Raw genomic sequence first — 18303 nt, 5'->3', positions numbered from 1 at the left:
ATGTCTCACTTCGATCTCGCAGAGAATTGGCGCACGCGCATCCGGTAGAGGGGGCGCAGGATTTCACGTGCAAGCTTGTCCTTGAAGGATTTTTTGTGCTGAATTGTCGTGCCGCCAAGCTCGGCAGAGATTTCTTTCACCCCGCCCGGAATGACGGCAAGTGGCTGTAATCCAGTCACCCAGCGCATCTGCACGGTGGTATCGACAGGTCGGTCAAACTGTTGAGTTGCGGCAAGCAGTTTTTTCGCGGCATCAAAGCTGACAAGTTGCGCCACCATGCCAAGCCCAATCGGGTTGGGGATGATGATGCGTAATTGATCATTGCGGAAAACTTCGCGGCCCTGTTCCCGGTCGCGGAACGTGAAGCGTACAAAGCTGCCCGGCTCGAAATGATTGGTGACAGCGTGAAACGCGGCATGGAAAACGTCTGTCAGTTCGATGTCATCTTCAATGATAAAGCCAGCATCCAGTTTCTGATCGACAATAGCCTGCCATGCTTTGCGGTGGGATAGAAAGCAGGCAATCTCATTTTTGCTCAATTCAAAAGGATAGCGGGGCGCGTGAAGTTTGCGCCGATAAACGCGCTTTATCTCCGCATCTGACAGCGTACGGCTATCAACAGCATCAATGATCTCGGCTTTCACATGCAGTTGCTGGATGAGCTTTTCGACTTGCGGTCTGCGATCCGTCGCGCGCGCCAAGTGAATGATGAGGGCCTTGATGTTCATGGTAAACCTGAGCGTATAGCGCGTAAAGTCAGCCGAATTGGCATTCTATATCTGCTATGTGCTCAATTTGCGCAAGTCGCACCTTCTATCCAACCTTGTGAAGATGTCCGATAGCGATCTTTTCTTCGATCCATTTGCACTCCGCAGCCCAGTCATGCCGTTTCCAGCCCTCCCAGCTAAAGCCGCATATTTTGATCTCCCAGTCGGGCTGCGAGTATTTGCGTAAAACCAGCCAGATGCCGAAGAAGCCGGTGCTTGGGAACACCTTTTTCATCTGATCTGGGGTAATGCCCAACTCTTCGCAGACAGAAAAATAATCCTTTGAGGGCATGATGCGGATTTTTTTGCCAGCACGGCCAAAATAATCGATGGCCTCATTTGTCCAGTCGGCGCGTCGACCTTTGAGGCGGGACAGGATATTGGGCTGGTGGTGAAAGCGTTTGATGATGCTCGGATGGAACGCAAACAGAAGTTCTGGCGCATTGCGGACAATGTCCGAATTGATAAAAGCCGGGTCTTTGATCCACTGTTCCATTTGTTTGCTCGATGTGGCGAGCATCAGCATATCTGTCTTTGTGCCCGTCATGCCACGCGAAACGCGCGGCTCGTTGAAGCGAAGCACAAGATCAGCGGTATCTATCTGTGCGGATAAATCGTTCTCGACAGGGCCGTTGCCGACAATGAATATGGTTCTTTTCATATGGTGTGGGATCTTGTCTCGTGAGTCACAATTTACAGATTTAAACAAAATGCGGCTGTTGTAACCCTCTAAAACACCCCTCACGGTTTTACTCTACATTTAGCAATCACTTTTTTCGTACGCTCTAACGAACTGCGTTACTGTTCGCCATGTTTACGCGCGCTGTTCCAGCATTGCAGCCATGCAGTTTATGCACTTCTCAAAACGATTAAAAAGACGGAAGCTTCAGAGTGGGAGGAAGGTAAAAAGCCCAGCACTCAAAGGTGCTGAAGATAAGGGGATACCACCATGAACCACCTTCGTACCCAGTTCTCCCGTTGGATGCAGTACCGCGAAAATCTGCGCGAGTTAAGCGGTTGCAGTGATCGCGAACTTTCCGATCTTGGCTTGTCGCGCAGCGATATTCGTCGCGTTGCCCATGAGGCAGCTTTCGCCTGATCTTGTCAGGCGAAAGAGATGCGGTATGGCAAGCGCAGGCTTTAAACCTCGCCGGGCTTCTTGAAGCGGATGTGAATGTCATCGCCTGCAAGATCAAAACCGGCATAATTGCGTTGGAAGGCGATAAGGGCATCATTGACGCCCTTTGAATAATCATCGTCGTGTACGTCAACGTGATGCCGGTAAATGATCCTGTCGCCTTTGTAGAATATAACCTGACCTTCCATGATAGCCTCCTTTTGAGCAAATCCCGAAAAGCGTCGAGCGGCTTTCGGATAAGATGCGCAGTAAAATAGGTCTAAAAGACTGATGGTTGAGAAGGGCGTGAGTGCTCCCACAATGTCGGTATATTCAAAAAGATAGGCGAGCGGCTGGGCAGGTCAAGCCTACTCCGCAGTATTCTCGCCTCTGCAAAGCGCAAGCCATGCCCTCGCGGCATGGGACAGGAACGCACCTTTTCGCCAGATGAGCGCCATGTCCCAGTTCAGTTTCGCATCCTTGATGTGATGAATGCGAACGCCGGGATGTTTGCGCTGTTCGGCAATCATTTGCGGCAGAAAGCCTATCCCCATGCCTGCTGCGACCAGCTCGACGATGAAGTCGATCTGGCTTGATCTGACAGCGACATGAGGAAACAGTCCGCGCTGATTGAATGCTTCAAGAATGATCTGATTGAGCGCAAAGCCGCTTTCAAAAAGAATGAAGGGCAGACTGGCAATATCGGACAAGGGAATACCGCCATCATCGACGAAGCTGTGGCTGGCTGGAAGCAGGGCAACAACGGGCTCACAACGAACGGCCTGCCACTCGAAACTTTCTTCGACGGGCAAAAGGGAAGCGGCCAGTTCGACGTCACCTGCCAGAAGAACTTCTTCCAGTCGTTTGCTGCCATGTTCGACAAGCTGAATGTCGATATCGGGATAAAGCTTGGTGAAGGCTGCAAAGACGGGGGCAAAAAGCACGCTGGAGCCGATGGGTGGCAGGCCAAGGCGCAGGAGTCCGCGCTTGAGGCCGCGCAATTCTTCAAGCTCGCTCAGCATGTCGTCTTTTTCAGTCAGCATTGCAACTGCGCGCCGATAGACGATTTCCCCGGCGCTTGTCAGGCGCGGTGGGCTGACCTCACGGTCAAGAAGGGTGAGGCCAAGCTCATCTTCGAGCTGCCGCACCGTCTTGCTGACGGTTGATTGAGTGGCGTTGATGGTGCGGGCCGCTGCCGAAAAGCCGCCCTGCCGCACCACTTCCACGAAAGCTTGAAAGCCGCGTAAGTTCATGAGCCATTCTATTATGGAATAGCTGCAATGAAATCAATTCATTTCTGGAATGGCGATACTGCGCCTATAGTGAATTCACAAATACCTGCATTGGAACATCATCATGAGCGCCCACAACCTGACAATCCGTTTTCGCTATGCGCTGCACAACAGCCGTCTTATGCAGATTGCGACATTGTTCGGCTTCTGGCTGGCAGGGGAAGCTTTTGTTCGCTTGGTCGGCTTGCCGCTGCCGGGTGGCATTGTTGGCATGGTACTGGTTCTGGCCCTGCTCTTAAGCGGACGCATCAGCCTGTTCAGCATGAAGCGCGGTGCGGAATGGTTTCTGGCAGAAATGCTGCTGTTTTTCGTGCCGGCGGTTCTGGCTATTCTCGAACATCAGGAACTGCTCGGCATGCTGGGCGTGAAAATCATGGCTGTTATTCTGGTCGGAACGCTGACTGTTATGACTGTGACCGCGCTGACTGTCGATATGTGTTATCGGCTGAGTGTACGCTATGCCGCTAAGTAACCCCTATGTGGCAACGCTGTTCTGGTCTGCCGCTACAATCCTTCTCTACCTCGCAGCAAAACGCGTCTATCGTCGCTTTCCGATGTGGTGGCTGACGCCGCTTGCTGTCACGCCGTTATTGCTGATGGCCCTGCTCATAGGGTTCAATGAAAACTACAGAGGTTATTTCAGCGCGACCCATTGGCTTGTGGCGCTTCTTGGCCCCGCAACCGTGGCTTTTGCGATTCCGATCTATCAGCAGCGTGCAACCATTCGACGATATTGGCCGGTCTTGCTGGTTGGCGTCGTGGTCGGCAGTTCGTCTGCGATGCTCTCCGCCTGGGGGCTGGCGCATCTTCTTGGTCTTAGCGACGCTATCAGCTTGAGCTTGATGCCGCGCTCTATGAGTACGCCTTTTGCGATGACGGTTTCCGGCGATATTGGCGGAATGCCTGATCTGACGGCCATTTTCGTCGTGCTGACCGGTGTATTTGGTGCTGCAATGGGTGAAGTGATGCTCAACTGGCTGCCGCTTCGCTCTGCTTTGGCGCGCGGCGCATTGTTCGGTATGGGGGCGCATGGCGCTGGCGTTGCCAAGGCGCATCAGATTGGCAGCGAAGAAGGGTCAATTGCTGGTCTTGTGATGGTGCTGGTTGGTCTGGTCAATGTTCTGGCTGCGCCACTGATCGCGCATCTTCTCTGAAACACTGATTTTGCAGCATATTTTTCTCAGCCTGCTCATTCTGTGAGCAGGTTTTTTATATTTAGGATTCTGCATTAAACTTAAGCATCGGCGTATTTGCATAACTGATATGCGTTATTGGTCGTTGTTGAATAAAGAGGCGCTTGGTAAATATTGGTCATCGGGTTCACTCCTCCTCCCAGAGCCCGATGACGAATACGGCACTCCTCCTCCCAGCCGTATTCAAGATCAGGCCGCGCATCCTCCTCCCGCGCGGCCTTTTTCTTTTTTAAAGCTTCCCTTAATCACTCTGATCTGTTGGCCGTGCGTTGCTCGCACCACCCATGGGCAATTGCGTTCAACAATACGTTCGCGGTGACAGTGTTCTCGCGCAAAAGCTTTGAAAAAAGACGAAAGGCAGCTGTGGAAATAGCTGTCCTTTATGGGCCTTGTGTAACTGAGATGCCGCAGCGGCATAATCTTTCCACAGGTCTCGACAATTAGGGCTTGGCATATCTCTTCCGGTAAAGAATATATTACCCGCGCCCAAACTAAAATGTTGATCGGGCGGTTTGGGGATCAAGTCTTGTCGGGGAGTTGGGTTTTGCAGAGTATTTTTCGTCGCATCACCCCTGCATTTCTCGTTGTCCTGATTATCATCGCAGGCTGCGCAAGTCGGCCGGATGGTATTCTGATCCCTGTTGGTCAGAGTGTTCCGGGTGCATCCAAAGTCAATCTTATGGTTGCAACGACACGCGCGCCTTCGGGTGATCCCGGCACATTGTTTTCCGGGGAACGCGATCAGGATCTCAGTCTGACACAGATTGTGGTTTCAATTCCACCGGATAAAAATCGCAAGATTGGTGAAGTTCAGTGGCCCAAAAAGCTTCCGGCCAATCCGCTTAAAGATTTCACCACCGTTGAGGTGAAGGCAATCAATTCAACCAATGGCGCTCAACAGTGGTTGAACAGCAGCCTGCCCAAAAATCGCCGCGTGATGGTTTTTGTCCACGGTTTCAACAACACCTTTGAAGACTCGGTTTATCGTTTCGCCCAGATCGTGCATGACTCCGGCGCCGAAGTCGCACCAGTTATTTTCACATGGCCGTCGCGCGGCAGCGTGTTCGATTATAATTACGACAAGGAAAGCACCAATTATTCGCGAGATGCACTGGAAACAGTGCTACGAAAGATTGCGCAAGATCCACGCGTCAAAGACATAACGATCATGGCGCATTCGATGGGGAGCTGGCTGACCGTTGAAGCACTGCGCCAGATGGCAATCCGCGACAAGCGCGTTGATCGCAAGATCACTGACGTCATTCTTGCGTCACCTGATCTTGATGTGGATGTTTTCAACAAGCAGTTCCGTGCGATGGGCAAGGAGCATCCGCGTTTCACATTGTTCACATCACGCGATGACCGTGCCCTTCGTGCATCGCGCTTCATTTCCGGCAATGTTGACCGTCTGGGGCAGATCGACCCCTCGGTTGAGCCTTATCGCTCGCAACTTGAGAAGGCTGGTATCACCGTTATTGACCTGACGCGTCTTAAGGCGGGTGATAGTCTCAACCACGGTAAGTTTGCCTCAAGTCCCGAAGTGGTTCAGTTGATCGGTCAGCGTCTCGTCACCGGCCAGACGATCACAGATTCGGATATTGGTCTGGGTGAGCGCCTTGGCGCCGTAGCCCTTGGTACAGCGCAGGGTGTGGGTACGGCTGCGTCACTGGTCGTCAGTGCACCGATTGCGGTTTTTGATCCGAATACCCGGCGAACCTATAACGAACAGATTGACCGCTTTGGCAGAACGGTGGGCAGCACTGTTGAGGCCGTTGGCGGACAGTAATTGCTTTGCATTTTAGCAATTGAACTTGTAGGAGTGGCGGCCAAATCTGGTCATTTGGCAGGGAGGTCGCCATGCGGATCATCCATACGATTGAAGCTTTGCGTCAGGCGCTTGGTGAGGTCCGCAGGAGCGGCCAATCCATTGGTCTCGTGCCGACCATGGGTTATCTCCACAAAGGGCATCTTGAACTGGTGCGCCGCTCACGTCAGGAAAATGACATTACAGTTGTTTCGATTTTCGTGAATCCTTTGCAATTTGGCGCCAATGAAGATCTCGACAAATATCCGCGTGATCTGGAGCGTGATGCAACCCTGCTGCGCAGTGCGGATGTTGATTTTCTGTTTGCGCCTGCGGTGTCGGATATGTATCCGCGTCCGATGCAGACAGTGGTCGATGTCCCAACGCTCGGCAATCAGATGGAAGGCGAAGCACGTCCCGGTCATTTTGCGGGCGTTGCAACCGTAGTCAGCAAGCTTTTCAACATCGTCGGCTCGGACGCCGCTTACTTTGGCGAGAAGGATTTCCAGCAGCTCGTCATCATCCGCCGCATGGTCGACGATATGGCGATTCCGGTGCGGGTGGTTGGTGTTGAGACCGTGCGGGAGGATGACGGAATTGCCTGTTCATCGCGCAATGTTTATCTCAGTGAAGCGCAGCGTGCCGCAGCGATCATCGTACCAAAGGCGCTGGAGGAAGCCGAACGGCTTTATCGGTCCGGTGTCGATGACCCGGAAGCGCTTGAAGCAGCAATCCGTACTTTCATTGCAACGGAACCGCTGGCAGTCCCGGAGGTGGTGGCATTGCGTGATCCTGACACTTTGCAGCGTCTTAAGTCCGTTCAGGGCAGGTCGGTTCTGGTTGCGCTTTTTGTGCGGTTCGGCACCACGCGCCTTCTCGACAATCGTTTGATCGCGCATGTGGCGCAGGAAAAGGCCGCCTGACATGAGCGTCACCGTTAAGAAGAAGCGCCTTTCGCCCAAGGCAATTCAGGCAATGAAGGGCGAGCGTCCGATCGTCAGCCTTACGGCCTATACAACACCGATTGCCCGTCTGCTTGATCCTCATTGTGATCTGCTTCTGGTTGGTGATTCCGTTGGTATGGTGCTTTACGGCATGGATTCAACGCTTGCCGTCACGCTCGACATGATGATTGCACATGGACAGGCGGTTATGCGCGGCGTCGAACATGCCTGCGTGACGGTCGATCTTCCATTCGGCGCTTATCAGGAATCGAAAGAACAGGCTTTTCGCAGCGCAGCCCGTATCATGCAGGAAACCGGCTGCGATGGCGTGAAGCTTGAAGGCGGCGAAGAAATGGCCGAGACGGTCGATTTTCTCGTCAAACGCGGCATTCCGGTTTTCGGCCATGTCGGACTGATGCCGCAGCAGGTCAATACGGTCGGTGGGTTTCGCTCGCTTGGACGTGATGATGCGGAAGCCAATCATATCCGCAAGGATGCACAAGCCATTGCGGATGCCGGTGCTTTTGCGCTGGTGATTGAAGGCACTGTTGAGCTTTTGGCCCGCGAGATCACGCAAACGCTCTCCATTCCCACTATTGGAATCGGCGCATCGCCTGCCTGTGACGGCCAAATTCTGGTTTCCGACGATATGCTGGGACTATTTGAGGATTTTACACCGCGTTTCGTGAAACGCTTTGCCACGCTTGCGCCGCTGATTTCCGATGCTGCGCAAGCCTATGCGGATGAAGTGCGCGCCCGCTCATTCCCAGGGCCGGACCATGTTTTTGGTGTGAAGCCAAAAGCCTGATGAGAGAGCAGGCCTTTGGCGTATCAGATCAACTCCCGCAAATCTGGCTTTGCCAATAGCGATAAAGTGTGTCCACATCACTGTTGGTCAAAATTGCCATCGCACCTTTCAATTGGTCGTCCGACCAGTCCCACCACTGCATTTCCAAGAGTTGTCTGACGGCGACTTCATCAAAGCGGGAGCGGATGGTGCGGGCGGGGTTGCCGCCAACAATCGTGTAGGGCGCAACATCGCGCGTCACGAGCGCGCGTGTGCCGATAATCGCGCCATGACCGACTTTCACACCGGGCATGATAATGGCTTCAGAACCAATCCATACGTCATTGCCGATCACTGTATCGCCTGATGGGCTGTAGCCATTTGCGCTTCCTGCAAATATGTCCACTTCCGACATGAAGAAGAACGGGAAGGTACTGATCCAGTCGTACCGATGGCCCTGATTGCCTGCCATGATGAAAGCAGCCCCCGACCCGATGGAGCAGAAGCTGCCAATGATCAGCTTGTCAGCACCTTCATCGGGCAGGAGGAAGCGCGCGCAATCATCAAAGCTATGGCCATGATAATAGCCAGAATAATAGCTGTAGCGCCCAACGAGGATGTTTGGATTTGTGACCTGCTTGTCGAGGGTTATGCCCTTGAATGGGCTTTCAAAGTAATTTTTCATGATAATGCTCACTGCACGAGTTCCGATGAGACCGGCATTTATCCGCTCGCATATAGCCAAGCGAAGACTGCGCAAGAAACGCGTGGTTTGCTTGCGTCCATGCTCCTTGTGCTTAAATCACAGGAGCGCGATGCAGGGGATACTCGAACAGTTTATCATGCGGGTGAGCATAAAGACGGCAGCGAGAAAAAGAAAGGGAGGCGTGCGCCCCCCTTATTAAAAAATATTTTTATCGCTTACTTTTCCACGAAAGCCTTTTCGATAACGAAATGACCGGCTTCGCTCTGGCTGCCCTCTTCAAGGCCGAGGCCTTCAAGAATCTGGCGCATATCGGCCAGCATTTCCGGGCTTCCGCAAAGCATCATGCGGTCGTCCTGTTCGGAGAATTTCGGAAGGCCGAGATCTTCAAAAATCTTGCCGGAGCTGATGAGGTCAGTGATGCGACCCTTATTGCGGAATTCTTCACGCGTCACAGTTGGGTAGTAAATCAGCTTCTCGCGCACCATTTCGCCCAAGAATTCGTCTTCCGGCAGTTCCTTCGTGAGGAGATCGGCATAAGCCAGTTCGTTCACTTCACGCACGCCATGCACCAGGATGATCTTCTTGTAGCGCTCATAGACTTCCAGATCGCGAATGATCGACAGGAACGGCGCAAGGCCTGTACCGGTTGAAAGCAGCCACAGATTGTCGCCGGGAATGAGATTGTCATAGAGCAGCGTGCCAACCGGCTTTTTGCCGACGATTACCTTGTCGCCTTCTTTCAGGTGCTGAAGGCGCGAGGTCAGCGGACCATCCTGCACTTTAATCGAGAAAAACTCGAGTTGTTCATCATAGACGCTGGAAGCAATCGAATAAGCGCGCAGCAGTGGTTTGCCATTGACTTCAAGGCCGATCATGACGAACTGGCCGCTCTGAAAGCGGAAGCCCTGATCGCGCGTGGTGCGGAAGGAAAACAGTCTGTCGGTCCAGTGGTGAACGTCAAGAACGGTTTCCTGATAAAAATTGCTGCTCATGTCGGAACTGTCTCTGTTTCGCTTTTCACGGTATTTGCTTCAGATGAAGCAAACGTCTTTCATCGCAATCAAGGGGGATCGCGTCTGGCTGCCTTGAGGGTGGCTTCCGCGGAGGTCGTGATTTGCCAACATGCTGTACCATGTCCGGCCGACGATTACGGAAGTTGGAATAATGCTTCTATGTCCCGACATCAAGAGTTAATCAGGCGATATGCGTTGCGCAATTAAATCGAATTCAGAGGCAGTCTCAAGGAAAGACGTCCTAATCAGGATGGCCTCCGAAGCATGATATGCTCTGAAGGCCTGTTTTCGTGTCTCAGCGTGAACTGCGCACCAGCGCGATTGCTGCAAAAAGCGCAACACTCGACATTGTAGCAAAGCCGATGAACAGCCAAAGTGCTGCATTTGACGTGCCGGCAAAGCCACCGGGATTGCTCAGACCGGCAAGATTCGCAATCATGCCTGCAAGGGCAGCACCCATGGCCGTGGTGAAAAGCTGGACGGTTGTCAGTGAAGCTGATGCGAGATTCTGGTCGCTCGCATCGGCCCGTTTGAAAATCCGCGTCAGCAGATGCGGCCATGTCATGCCAACACCAAAACCCACAACGATCATTGCAAGACAAATCGGAACAAGTGTGGTCCAATGACCGTCGCTGCCGGGGGGAACCAGAATGGCAAGTGTTGTCATGCCCAGAATGCCCATAATTGGCGCTGCAAGGATAACCCGGTTTACGCTTTTGCCTGTCACGCCGGATGAGCCGATGGAGCCGAATGTCCAGCTTCCGCCCATCAGCGCTGCAAGATAACCAGCCACCAGCGGTGATTGATTATGCAGGACCTGAAAGAACAGCGGCACGAACACTTCGGAACTTGTGACCGATCCGCCAAGAAAGCCCATGGTGAGATAGAGCGCACCAAGACGGCTCAGGCTGAAAGTACCCTTCGGCAAAATACGTTTCGTGGACCGATGCTCGACGAAAACAAGCAGCATCAGCACGGCAAATGCAACCGCAACGCCAGCGATGTTCCATATAGCACTTTGTGAAATACTTGCGGCCGAGATGATGAGCACGGCTGTGGTCAGCAGAATAAGCTGCGGCCATGCAAGCCGGTCTTTGTTCTCAGCGCTGTCTTTCTGCTTTGGCAGGACCAGCATTGCCATGACAGCAAAAATGCCGATCACCGGCACAAGCGACCAAAACGCTGCACGCCAGACGCCAAGTTCAGCAAAAATACCGCCTACTGCCGGGCCAACGAGCGTTGCCACACCCCACATGCCGGAAACGAGCGCAATAGCGCGAGGCCAGAGCCTTTCGTCAAAGACGATACGGATCATGGCATAAGAGAGCGCCAGCATCATGCCGCCGCCAAGCCCCTGCACCACACGACCGCCAAGCATGGCAGGCATGGAGGGGGCAAGACCACAGGCAAGCGTGCCAATGGCGAAGATGATCGCCGCCACGAGATAGGCATAGCGTGGGGCTGCCTGTGACAGAAGTTTGGGCACAAGCGCCGAGCCGAGAATGGACGCCGTTACAAACAGCGCTGTGTTCCAGGCATAATAGTCCATGCCGCCAATATCGGCGACGACGGTTGGTAATATGGTTGTGGCAATAAAAACATTGATAGCGTGGAGCGCAACTCCACCGACGAGCGTCAGCGAACGGATCGCATTTTTGCCCGCAAACAATTCTCCCCAGCCTGCAGTAGCCCCTGCGGTAGCAGTGGCGGCTGGATTTTCGGTCTGCATTTCTTTCCCTGGTCCTATCCCGCATTTCAGAGGCGGGTTGATGCCCGCTGTCCGCACGCGTGTGCTGGTTCTATAAAATGCTTTTTCAAACTTCGGAATAGGGGAGGAAGTAAAACAATATCAATCTTAATCAGAAGGGGTTCAATTTGCCCTGAAAAGCCCTATATGAAGCTTTGAATATAAAATCCGCCGCAGCAGGTGAGAAAATTTTCTCCAAACCTCTGTGGCGGATTTGTGTTTCTGTCACAAGCTTCCTATAAGCCTCTTTAAGTGCGGCTTTCTGTTGCTGCATAACATGCCGCCAGCCAGCTGGACAGGCCATCTTCCCTAATTGACGACCCGGAACGACCATGATCCAGACGCCTTACTATCTGATTGATAAGACAAAGCTGAAACGCAACATGCAAAAAGTTGCTTATGTGCGCGAGAAATCCGGCGCCAAGGCTCTTTTGGCGCTGAAATGCTTTGCCACATGGTCGGTGTTTGATCTGATGAGCGAATATATGGACGGCACCACCTCGTCTTCGCTCTATGAAGTGCGTCTTGGCCATGAGAAATTCTCTGGCGAAGCCCATGCCTATAGCGTGGCCTATGCCGATTACGAGATCGACGAAGTCATCAGCCATGCCGACAAGATCATTTTTAATTCGATCAGCCAGTTTGAACGCTTTGCCGATAAGGCCGCCCATATCAAGCGTGGTCTGCGTTTGAATCCCGGCATTTCGTCTTCAAGCTTTGATCTTGCCGATCCGGCGCGTCCGTTCAGCCGTCTTGGCGAATGGGATGTCGCGAAGGTCGAAAAGGTCATGGATCGTGTCACCGGTTTTATGATTCACAACAATTGCGAAAACGCCGATTTCGGTCTGTTCGACAAGATGCTGACCGATATTGAAGAAAAGTTCGGCTCGCTTCTCCATCGCGTTGAATGGGTGAGCCTTGGCGGCGGCATCCACTTCACCGGCGACGATTATCCGGTCGATGATTTCTGCGCGCGCCTGAAGGCATTTTCGGAAAAATTCGGCGTACAGGTCTATCTGGAACCCGGCGAAGCTTCGATCACCAAGACCACGACGCTGGAGGTGACGGTGCTTGATACGCTTTATAACGGCAAGAATCTTGCTGTCGTCGATAGCTCGATTGAAGCGCATATGCTGGATCTGCTCATTTATCGCGAAAAAGCGAAGATGGCGCCAAATAATGGCGAGCACAGCTACATGATCTGCGGAAAATCCTGCCTTGCCGGTGATATTTTCGGCGAGTTCAATTTCGACAAGCCTTTGCAAATCGGCGACCGTCTCTCATTTGAAGATGCGGCCGGTTATACCATGGTCAAAAAGAACTGGTTTAATGGTGTGAAAATGCCAGCCATTGCCGTGCGTGAGCTGGATGGCACGGTCAAAATTGTCCGCGAATTTGATTACGCGGATTTTGAAGGGTCGCTTTCATAAAGATCCTGTTGCAGCGTTCAAACTGCAATGAACTCGTGTGTTCCGACGGGAAAGTGATCGGGACGTTTAACAGATGGCGGGGAACCGCTGGAAGAGGAAGCATCGACAGAAAATGAAGAAGAACGTTCTCATTATCGGCGCCGGGGGCGTGGCTCAGGTTGTTGCACATAAATGTGCACAAAACTCTGACATATTGGGCGATATCCATATTGCGTCCCGCACGGTTGAGAAATGCCGCAAGATTATCGATAGCGTGCATGAAAAGAAGAGCCTCAAGACCGAGGTGAAACTGGAAGCGCATGCGCTGGATGCTATGGATGTGGAAGCCACCAAGGCTCTCATTCAGAAGACTGGCGTTCAGATCGTGATCAATGTCGGCTCGGCCTTCCTCAATATGTCGGTCCTTCGCGCCTGTATTGATACAGGCGTGGCTTACATGGACACTGCGATCCATGAAGATCCGAAGAAGATCTGCGAAACCCCACCGTGGTATGGCAACTACGAATGGAAGAACCTGAAAGAATGCGAAGAGAAGGGCATTACAGCCATTCTCGGCATTGGTTTTGATCCGGGCGTGGTCAATGCCTATGCACGCCTGGCTGCTGATGACTATCTCGATGAGGTTAAATCCATCGACATCGTTGACATCAATGCCGGTTCGCATGGCCGCTGGTTTTCGACCAACTTCGACCCGGAAATCAACTTCCGCGAATTCACCGGCACGGTCTATTCATGGCAGGGTGGGCAGTGGCAGTCGAACAAGATGTTCGAAGTTGGCCAGACTTTTGATCTGCCTGTTGTTGGTCCAAGCAAGGCCTATATGACCGGGCATGATGAAGTGCACTCGCTATCCAAGAACTACCCGAACGCCGATGTGCGTTTCTGGATGGGCTTTGGCGATCACTACATCAACGTCTTTACCGTGCTGAACAATCTCGGTCTCCTGTCCGAACAGCCGGTCAAAACCGCTGAAGGTCTGGAAGTCGTGCCGCTCAAGGTGGTCAAGGCTGTGCTGCCTGATCCATCATCGCTTGCGCCAGATTACACTGGCAAGACCTGCATCGGCGATTTCGTCAAAGGCACCAAGGACGGCAAAGAGAAGGAAGTCTTCATCTATAATGTTGCCGACCACAAGGACGCCTATAACGAAGTGGGCAGCCAGGGCATTTCCTACACCGCAGGTGTGCCACCCGTTGCAGCCGCAATCCTGATCGCTTCGGGCGAATGGGATGTGAAGAAGATGGTCAATGTGGAAGAGCTGAACCCGAAGCCATTCCTGCACATTCTGAACCAGATCGGCCTGCCATCGCGCATTAAGGACGAAGACGGCGACCGCGCTCTCGACTTTGCATAAGCGTGGGTTGAATGAATAAAGAAAGCCCCGCCTGGTGCGGGGTTTTTATTTCGACATATGTCAGCAGTTGAGAATTTACTTCTCAAGATATGTTGCTTCTTTATGCAAGTCTGGTATCCATTGCGCATTAATTTTGTGCCAATCGATGTGCAGCCCGCCTGGCTCCGGATCAGTCTCTGGAACATACACAACGTTCCCATTAGAGACTGAAGAACCCGAAAAGTGGGAGCAAAGTCGCAATCGCGATGAAAGCTCTTAGCCGGCATGGGGCGATCGATATTCGTATCACGATGCTAAATTCCTCAGATTGACATGGTCTCTGACGTCATGGCACGTGTTTCAGCTATGGATTGTCTGGCGGATTGACGGCCCCGGACAGTTCGGGGAGTGACTTGTGATCAATACAGTTGTTGAAGGCTTTCGTGAGCCACATTTGAGCCGTTTTCAGCGCTGGAGCCGGGAAATAATAACAGCCCTCAAGCTAGGCTGGCCGTTGATTTTCACCAATCTTTCGCAGGCTGCATTGACTGCCACTGATGTTATTTTCATCGGGCGGCTGGGTAAGGACACGCTTGCCTCGGCACTTTTGACGACCAGTTTTTATCATACGCTGATGATCTTTTCGATGGGGCTTGTCTCGGCTGTTATGCCAATGATCGCCATTGCACTCGGCAGGAACCGTCATTCGGTGCGCGACGTGCGCCGGACTGTGCGTCAGGGCATGTGGTCGGCGATTATGATCTCGATCCCGATATGGTTCGTGTTGTGGCATTGCGAGGAAATATTCATCTTCCTTGGCCAGCAGCCGGATATTGCCGCGCGTTCCACCGATTTCATGCACACGCTGCAATGGGCGCTGTTGCCTTATCTGTTCTATATTGTGCTGCGCTCATTTTTTGCGGCCATGGAAAAGCCGATGTGGACATTGCTGGTTGCGGCTGCGGCCATTGGTTTCAATGCGCTGGCTGGCTGGACACTCATTTTCGGTCACTTTGGCTTCCCACGTATGGAGTTGCATGGCGCCGGTATCGCCACCACGCTTTCGAGCAGCATGATGTTTCTTGGTATGGCGTTTATCGCGACCCGCCATCGGCGTTTCCGTCGCTATCGTCTGTTTGGTCGCTTCTGGCGTGCTGACTGGCCACGTCTCATCGAGCTCTGGCGTATCGGTTTTCCGATGGCGCTGACCTTTGTGTTTGAAACCTCGATTTTCTATGCTGCCGTCATCATGATGGGCTATATCGGCCCGACTGCGATGGCAGCCCATGCCGTTGCAATTCAGGTGGCGTCACTTAGCTTTATGGTGCCGCTCGGTTTCGGGCAGGTCGCAACGGTTCGAGTCGGGCGTGCTTACGGACGCGGTGACCCGCAGGCTGTAGCCTATGCGGGCTGGAGCGCTTATGCGTTGGGAGTGGGCTTCATGGCGATCATGGGATTGCTGATGATTTTGATTCCACGCGTGTTTATTGGTGCATTTCTCAATCTAAAAGACCCCGAGAATTTTGCCGTTATCGAACTTGCGGTGACATTTCTGGCGCTTGCGGCGCTGTTTCAGATCGTCGACGGTGCCCAGGCCGTTGCCGCAGGTATGCTGCGCGGTCTGCGTGATACGCGCATTCCGATGTATCTTGCGCTTGTCGGTTACTGGGGTGTCGGCTTGCCGTTGGGTGCGCTTCTGGCATTCCAGTTTAAGCTCGGCGGCGCTGGGGTCTGGCTTGGATTGGCCGCAGGCCTGGCCATCGTTTCCGTACTGATGACCATGCGCTGGCGACGTTCACTCACCCGCATCAGCAATATCTCAGTCGATGCATAAACAAAAGCCGCTCCGCTTTCGGCGGGGCGGCTTAGCATTAGAGAGTAGAACGCTTACTTTGTCAGCGTGACGATGCGGTCAAGGGCGGCACCGAAGCCTTTCAGCGAAACCTTGAAGGCAACAGGCTGGCTAGGGCTGAGAGCAGTCGTGGTTACGTTAAGGTTGCTGCCAGCTTTCAGCGCTGCGGCCTGCTTGGCGTCAAAGCTCACAGGCGCGAGGCAGCCTTGCGGCAAACAGGTCGAGAAAGTCAGGTTCGGACCGGCGGCGTCGTCAATTTTGAGCGTCGCGCCCTTCGCGAGATCAAGGCCGAATGGCATCAGCAGTACGCCTTCAATCTTGCCGCCTGCCATATTACGAAGCTCGGCAGTCAATACGCGCTGGCCAGTCTGTGAACTATTCTGGTCCTGACGGATCGCGCAGACGGTCGTTTCCTTCTGTGACTGGCAAGAGACTGTCCAGTCCTCATAGGTTTCCTGAAGCGTGCTTGCGCCGCCTGGGAGAGGTGCTGCAAAAGCGGAAAGCCCCGAAAATGCTGTGAAGGCAACTGCGAGACCAAAGGAGCGATAGTTTTTCATAAATGTATTCTCTGTTGAATTGATGTTGGTTAGTGACGACGGAAAACTCATAACCCTATTATTAATATTGAGCATAAAATAAGTCTCTGTTCAACAGGAAATATATTGGAGATTTTATTGACATTATAATATTCGAAATACCTTTCGTAAGGGTGTGTGGCATGTATTTCAATTTTTATCCCTGTTTTTGAAGCAAACGGCTGGCAGGGTGTTTTTTAGGATATTCTGAAAAATGGTTGAAGAGTGAAATTATAGAATATTAGTAATATAATTTTGAAAATAAAAAGTTGCTAGCTATTATTTTATAACTATTAATTGAAGGTATAAATTTTAAAATTGGGATAATGTAAAGCAAATACTAAATAGTTGCGCATATGATACATATTAACTGCTGTTTTAAATACTGATGAAAATGCGATTGCCGCTTATAATAATTGTGTTCTATCAGAAAGGAGTCTGAATTTATATATCTACTGGAGTATAATAAAATGACTATTAAAGGTCTTCTTCTTGGTTCCGCAGCCGTTATGGCTGTAGCGACAACCAGTGCTTACGCTGCTGACACGATCGTGTCTCCAGAGCCGGAACATGTTGAATATGTGCGTGTATGCGATGCTTATGGCGCGGGCTATTTTTATATTCCAGGCACCGAAACCTGCCTGCGCGTTTCCGGTTACGTGCGTTATGATGTCGGCGGCGGCGATAATGTTTATGGCCGTGGTTTCAGAGATCGTGAAGGTTTTGTCGACACCCGCCGCAACAGCTGGGACAACAAAGCGCGTCTTTCACTGCGCCTGAGCACCGCGTCGGAAACTGAACTTGGCACTTTGAAGACATATGCTGAAACCCGCTATGACTGGGGCAATGGTGTAGAAGGTGCTTCCGGTTCGCTTCGCTTTGGTTATATTCAGCTCGGTGGTCTTCGCCTTGGTCTTGATGAATCCGCATTCGTGACGTTCCCGGGTTATCTTGGCGACGTCCTCAATGATGACGTGATCCTCGCAGGCGGTTATCGTACGGGACTGGTCAGCTATACGTTCACTGCCGATAACGGCTTTTCTGCTATCTTGTCGCTGGAACAAGGCAACAACGAAGATACAGACAGCGCCTATGGCTTTAATGGCACGATCAAAGATTACACCCCGCATGTTGTTGGTGGTGTAAAGTATGAACAGGGATGGGGCACGATTGCCGCCGTTGCTGCTTATGACGCACGTAACGAAGAATGGGCTGGCAAGCTGCGCGGTGATTTGAACCTTACCGATCGCTTCTCGGTTTGGGCTATGGGTGGCTACAAGTCCAACAAGGACATCTATCAGGACGGTGTTCGCATGATCAGCAGCTTCTACGGCACATGGGGTGGCGATTGGGCTGTTTGGGGTGGTGCGAAATTTAAGGCAACTGACAAGGCAACGCTGAATGCGCAGCTTGCCTTTGATGGCACCAATACGCTGGCGGCGACGGCAAATGTTGCTTATCAGCTGGTTCCTGGCTTCACTGTTACGCCAGAAGTATCCTACACCAAGTGGAAGGATAGCCATTCTGTTCTCAATGGTAAGGATGCATGGGGCGGTATGGTTCGCTTCCAGCGCTCGTTCTAATATTAAAAAAAGGCCGTCACTATATGTGGCGGCCTTTTTATAATCTTCAATATTATCTTCCTAAGAGCCGAACCGAAAATTAAGTTGAGCGATTTCAGGAGTTTATGATTCTCTGTGGTTTACCAAGACTACGGAGGATCACATGGCCTGGACTGAAACC

19 protein-coding genes are annotated in these 18303 nt (G+C 52.3%); 10 read left to right on the top strand and 9 right to left on the bottom strand.

Annotated elements, in window-relative coordinates:
- Positions 1 to 5: 5 nt before the first annotated feature.
- Both VBH83_RS11075 and VBH83_RS11070 read right to left on the bottom strand, forming a co-directional pair.
- A complete protein-coding gene (locus VBH83_RS11075; protein WP_265982969.1) occupies positions 6 to 728 on the bottom strand; it encodes a glycosyltransferase family 25 protein in 723 nt (240 codons plus the stop codon).
- An 85-nt stretch (positions 729 to 813) separates the two neighbouring features.
- Complete coding sequence (locus VBH83_RS11070) at positions 814 to 1428, bottom strand: hypothetical protein (RefSeq protein WP_396997693.1); 615 nt, start codon at positions 1426 to 1428, stop codon at positions 814 to 816.
- Between the two features lie 288 nt (positions 1429 to 1716).
- On the opposite strand from VBH83_RS11070, the gene VBH83_RS11065 reads away from it, so the two are divergent.
- Entirely contained in the window at positions 1717 to 1866 is a 150-nt protein-coding gene (locus VBH83_RS11065) for a DUF1127 domain-containing protein (RefSeq protein ID WP_265982973.1), read from the top strand.
- A 41-nt stretch (positions 1867 to 1907) separates the two neighbouring features.
- Here VBH83_RS11065 and VBH83_RS11060 read toward each other — a convergent pair whose 3' ends face one another.
- Entirely contained in the window at positions 1908 to 2093 is a 186-nt protein-coding gene (locus VBH83_RS11060; RefSeq protein ID WP_265982974.1) for a hypothetical protein, read from the bottom strand.
- A gap of 159 nt (positions 2094 to 2252) precedes the next feature.
- The gene (locus tag VBH83_RS11055) at positions 2253 to 3137 is read right to left on the bottom strand and encodes a LysR family transcriptional regulator (protein ID WP_265982975.1); all 885 of its coding nucleotides are present in this window, start codon (positions 3135 to 3137) and stop codon (positions 2253 to 2255) included.
- A gap of 103 nt (positions 3138 to 3240) precedes the next feature.
- Between VBH83_RS11055 and VBH83_RS11050 the strand changes: the two genes are divergently transcribed.
- The 5 genes from VBH83_RS11050 (at position 3241) to panB (ending at position 7925) form a co-directional block, all read left to right on the top strand.
- Entirely contained in the window at positions 3241 to 3648 is a 408-nt protein-coding gene (locus VBH83_RS11050; RefSeq protein ID WP_265982977.1) for a CidA/LrgA family protein, read from the top strand.
- On the top strand, positions 3635 to 4330 hold the full coding sequence (locus tag VBH83_RS11045) for an LrgB family protein (protein ID WP_265982979.1): 696 nt from the start codon (positions 3635 to 3637) through the stop codon (positions 4328 to 4330). The genes VBH83_RS11050 and VBH83_RS11045 overlap by 14 nt, the downstream gene beginning before the upstream one ends.
- Positions 4331 to 4913: 583 nt before the next feature.
- Positions 4914 to 6155: an alpha/beta hydrolase gene (locus VBH83_RS11040; RefSeq protein ID WP_265982980.1), complete on the top strand. Its 1242-nt coding sequence runs from the start codon at positions 4914 to 4916 to the stop codon at positions 6153 to 6155.
- Positions 6156 to 6226: 71 nt separating this feature from the next.
- On the top strand, positions 6227 to 7096 hold the full coding sequence (panC, locus tag VBH83_RS11035) for a pantoate--beta-alanine ligase (protein WP_265982982.1): 870 nt from the start codon (positions 6227 to 6229) through the stop codon (positions 7094 to 7096).
- Between the two features lies 1 nt (position 7097).
- Positions 7098 to 7925: a 3-methyl-2-oxobutanoate hydroxymethyltransferase gene (panB, locus tag VBH83_RS11030; RefSeq protein WP_265982984.1), complete on the top strand. Its 828-nt coding sequence runs from the start codon at positions 7098 to 7100 to the stop codon at positions 7923 to 7925.
- A gap of 28 nt (positions 7926 to 7953) precedes the next feature.
- Here panB and catB read toward each other — a convergent pair whose 3' ends face one another.
- From catB to VBH83_RS11010, 4 genes are all read right to left on the bottom strand, one after another.
- Positions 7954 to 8589 carry a type B chloramphenicol O-acetyltransferase gene (gene catB / locus VBH83_RS11025; RefSeq protein ID WP_265982986.1) on the bottom strand — a complete coding sequence of 212 codons (636 nt, stop codon included), beginning with the start codon at positions 8587 to 8589 and terminating at the stop codon, positions 7954 to 7956.
- Positions 8590 to 8825: 236 nt separating this feature from the next.
- The gene (locus VBH83_RS11020) at positions 8826 to 9602 is read right to left on the bottom strand and encodes a ferredoxin--NADP reductase (protein WP_265982987.1); all 777 of its coding nucleotides are present in this window, start codon (positions 9600 to 9602) and stop codon (positions 8826 to 8828) included.
- Positions 9603 to 9918: 316 nt separating this feature from the next.
- Complete coding sequence (locus VBH83_RS11015; RefSeq protein WP_265982988.1) at positions 9919 to 11352, bottom strand: MFS transporter; 1434 nt, start codon at positions 11350 to 11352, stop codon at positions 9919 to 9921.
- A gap of 130 nt (positions 11353 to 11482) precedes the next feature.
- Positions 11483 to 11704, bottom strand: coding sequence for a hypothetical protein (locus VBH83_RS11010; RefSeq protein ID WP_265982990.1), 222 nt, complete (start codon positions 11702 to 11704; stop codon positions 11483 to 11485).
- Between VBH83_RS11010 and nspC the strand changes: the two genes are divergently transcribed.
- The 3 genes from nspC to VBH83_RS10995 all read left to right on the top strand — a co-directional run bounded on the left by nspC (position 11703) and on the right by VBH83_RS10995 (position 15967).
- Entirely contained in the window at positions 11703 to 12800 is a 1098-nt protein-coding gene (nspC, locus tag VBH83_RS11005; protein WP_265982991.1) for a carboxynorspermidine decarboxylase, read from the top strand. The genes VBH83_RS11010 and nspC overlap by 2 nt on opposite strands.
- Before the next feature lie 112 nt (positions 12801 to 12912).
- Entirely contained in the window at positions 12913 to 14154 is a 1242-nt protein-coding gene (locus tag VBH83_RS11000) for a saccharopine dehydrogenase family protein (protein ID WP_265982992.1), read from the top strand.
- Between the two features lie 397 nt (positions 14155 to 14551).
- The gene (locus VBH83_RS10995) at positions 14552 to 15967 is read left to right on the top strand and encodes an MATE family efflux transporter (RefSeq protein ID WP_396997737.1); all 1416 of its coding nucleotides are present in this window, start codon (positions 14552 to 14554) and stop codon (positions 15965 to 15967) included.
- A gap of 53 nt (positions 15968 to 16020) precedes the next feature.
- Here VBH83_RS10995 and VBH83_RS10990 read toward each other — a convergent pair whose 3' ends face one another.
- Positions 16021 to 16542 (bottom strand): invasion associated locus B family protein, encoded by a 522-nt coding sequence (locus VBH83_RS10990; protein ID WP_265982994.1) that lies wholly within the window; start codon positions 16540 to 16542, stop codon positions 16021 to 16023.
- A 488-nt stretch (positions 16543 to 17030) separates the two neighbouring features.
- Between VBH83_RS10990 and VBH83_RS10985 the strand changes: the two genes are divergently transcribed.
- Positions 17031 to 18143, top strand: coding sequence for a porin (locus VBH83_RS10985; RefSeq protein WP_265982995.1), 1113 nt, complete (start codon positions 17031 to 17033; stop codon positions 18141 to 18143).
- Positions 18144 to 18303 lie beyond the last annotated feature (160 nt).

Origin of the sequence: Ochrobactrum sp. S1502_03 (assembly GCF_044435015.1) — a bacterium.
In the GTDB taxonomy this organism is placed as follows: domain Bacteria; phylum Pseudomonadota; class Alphaproteobacteria; order Rhizobiales; family Rhizobiaceae; genus Brucella; species Brucella chromiisoli.
Note: the sequence above shows the minus strand (reverse complement) of the source record. Positions and strands in the feature narration are given on the sequence as shown.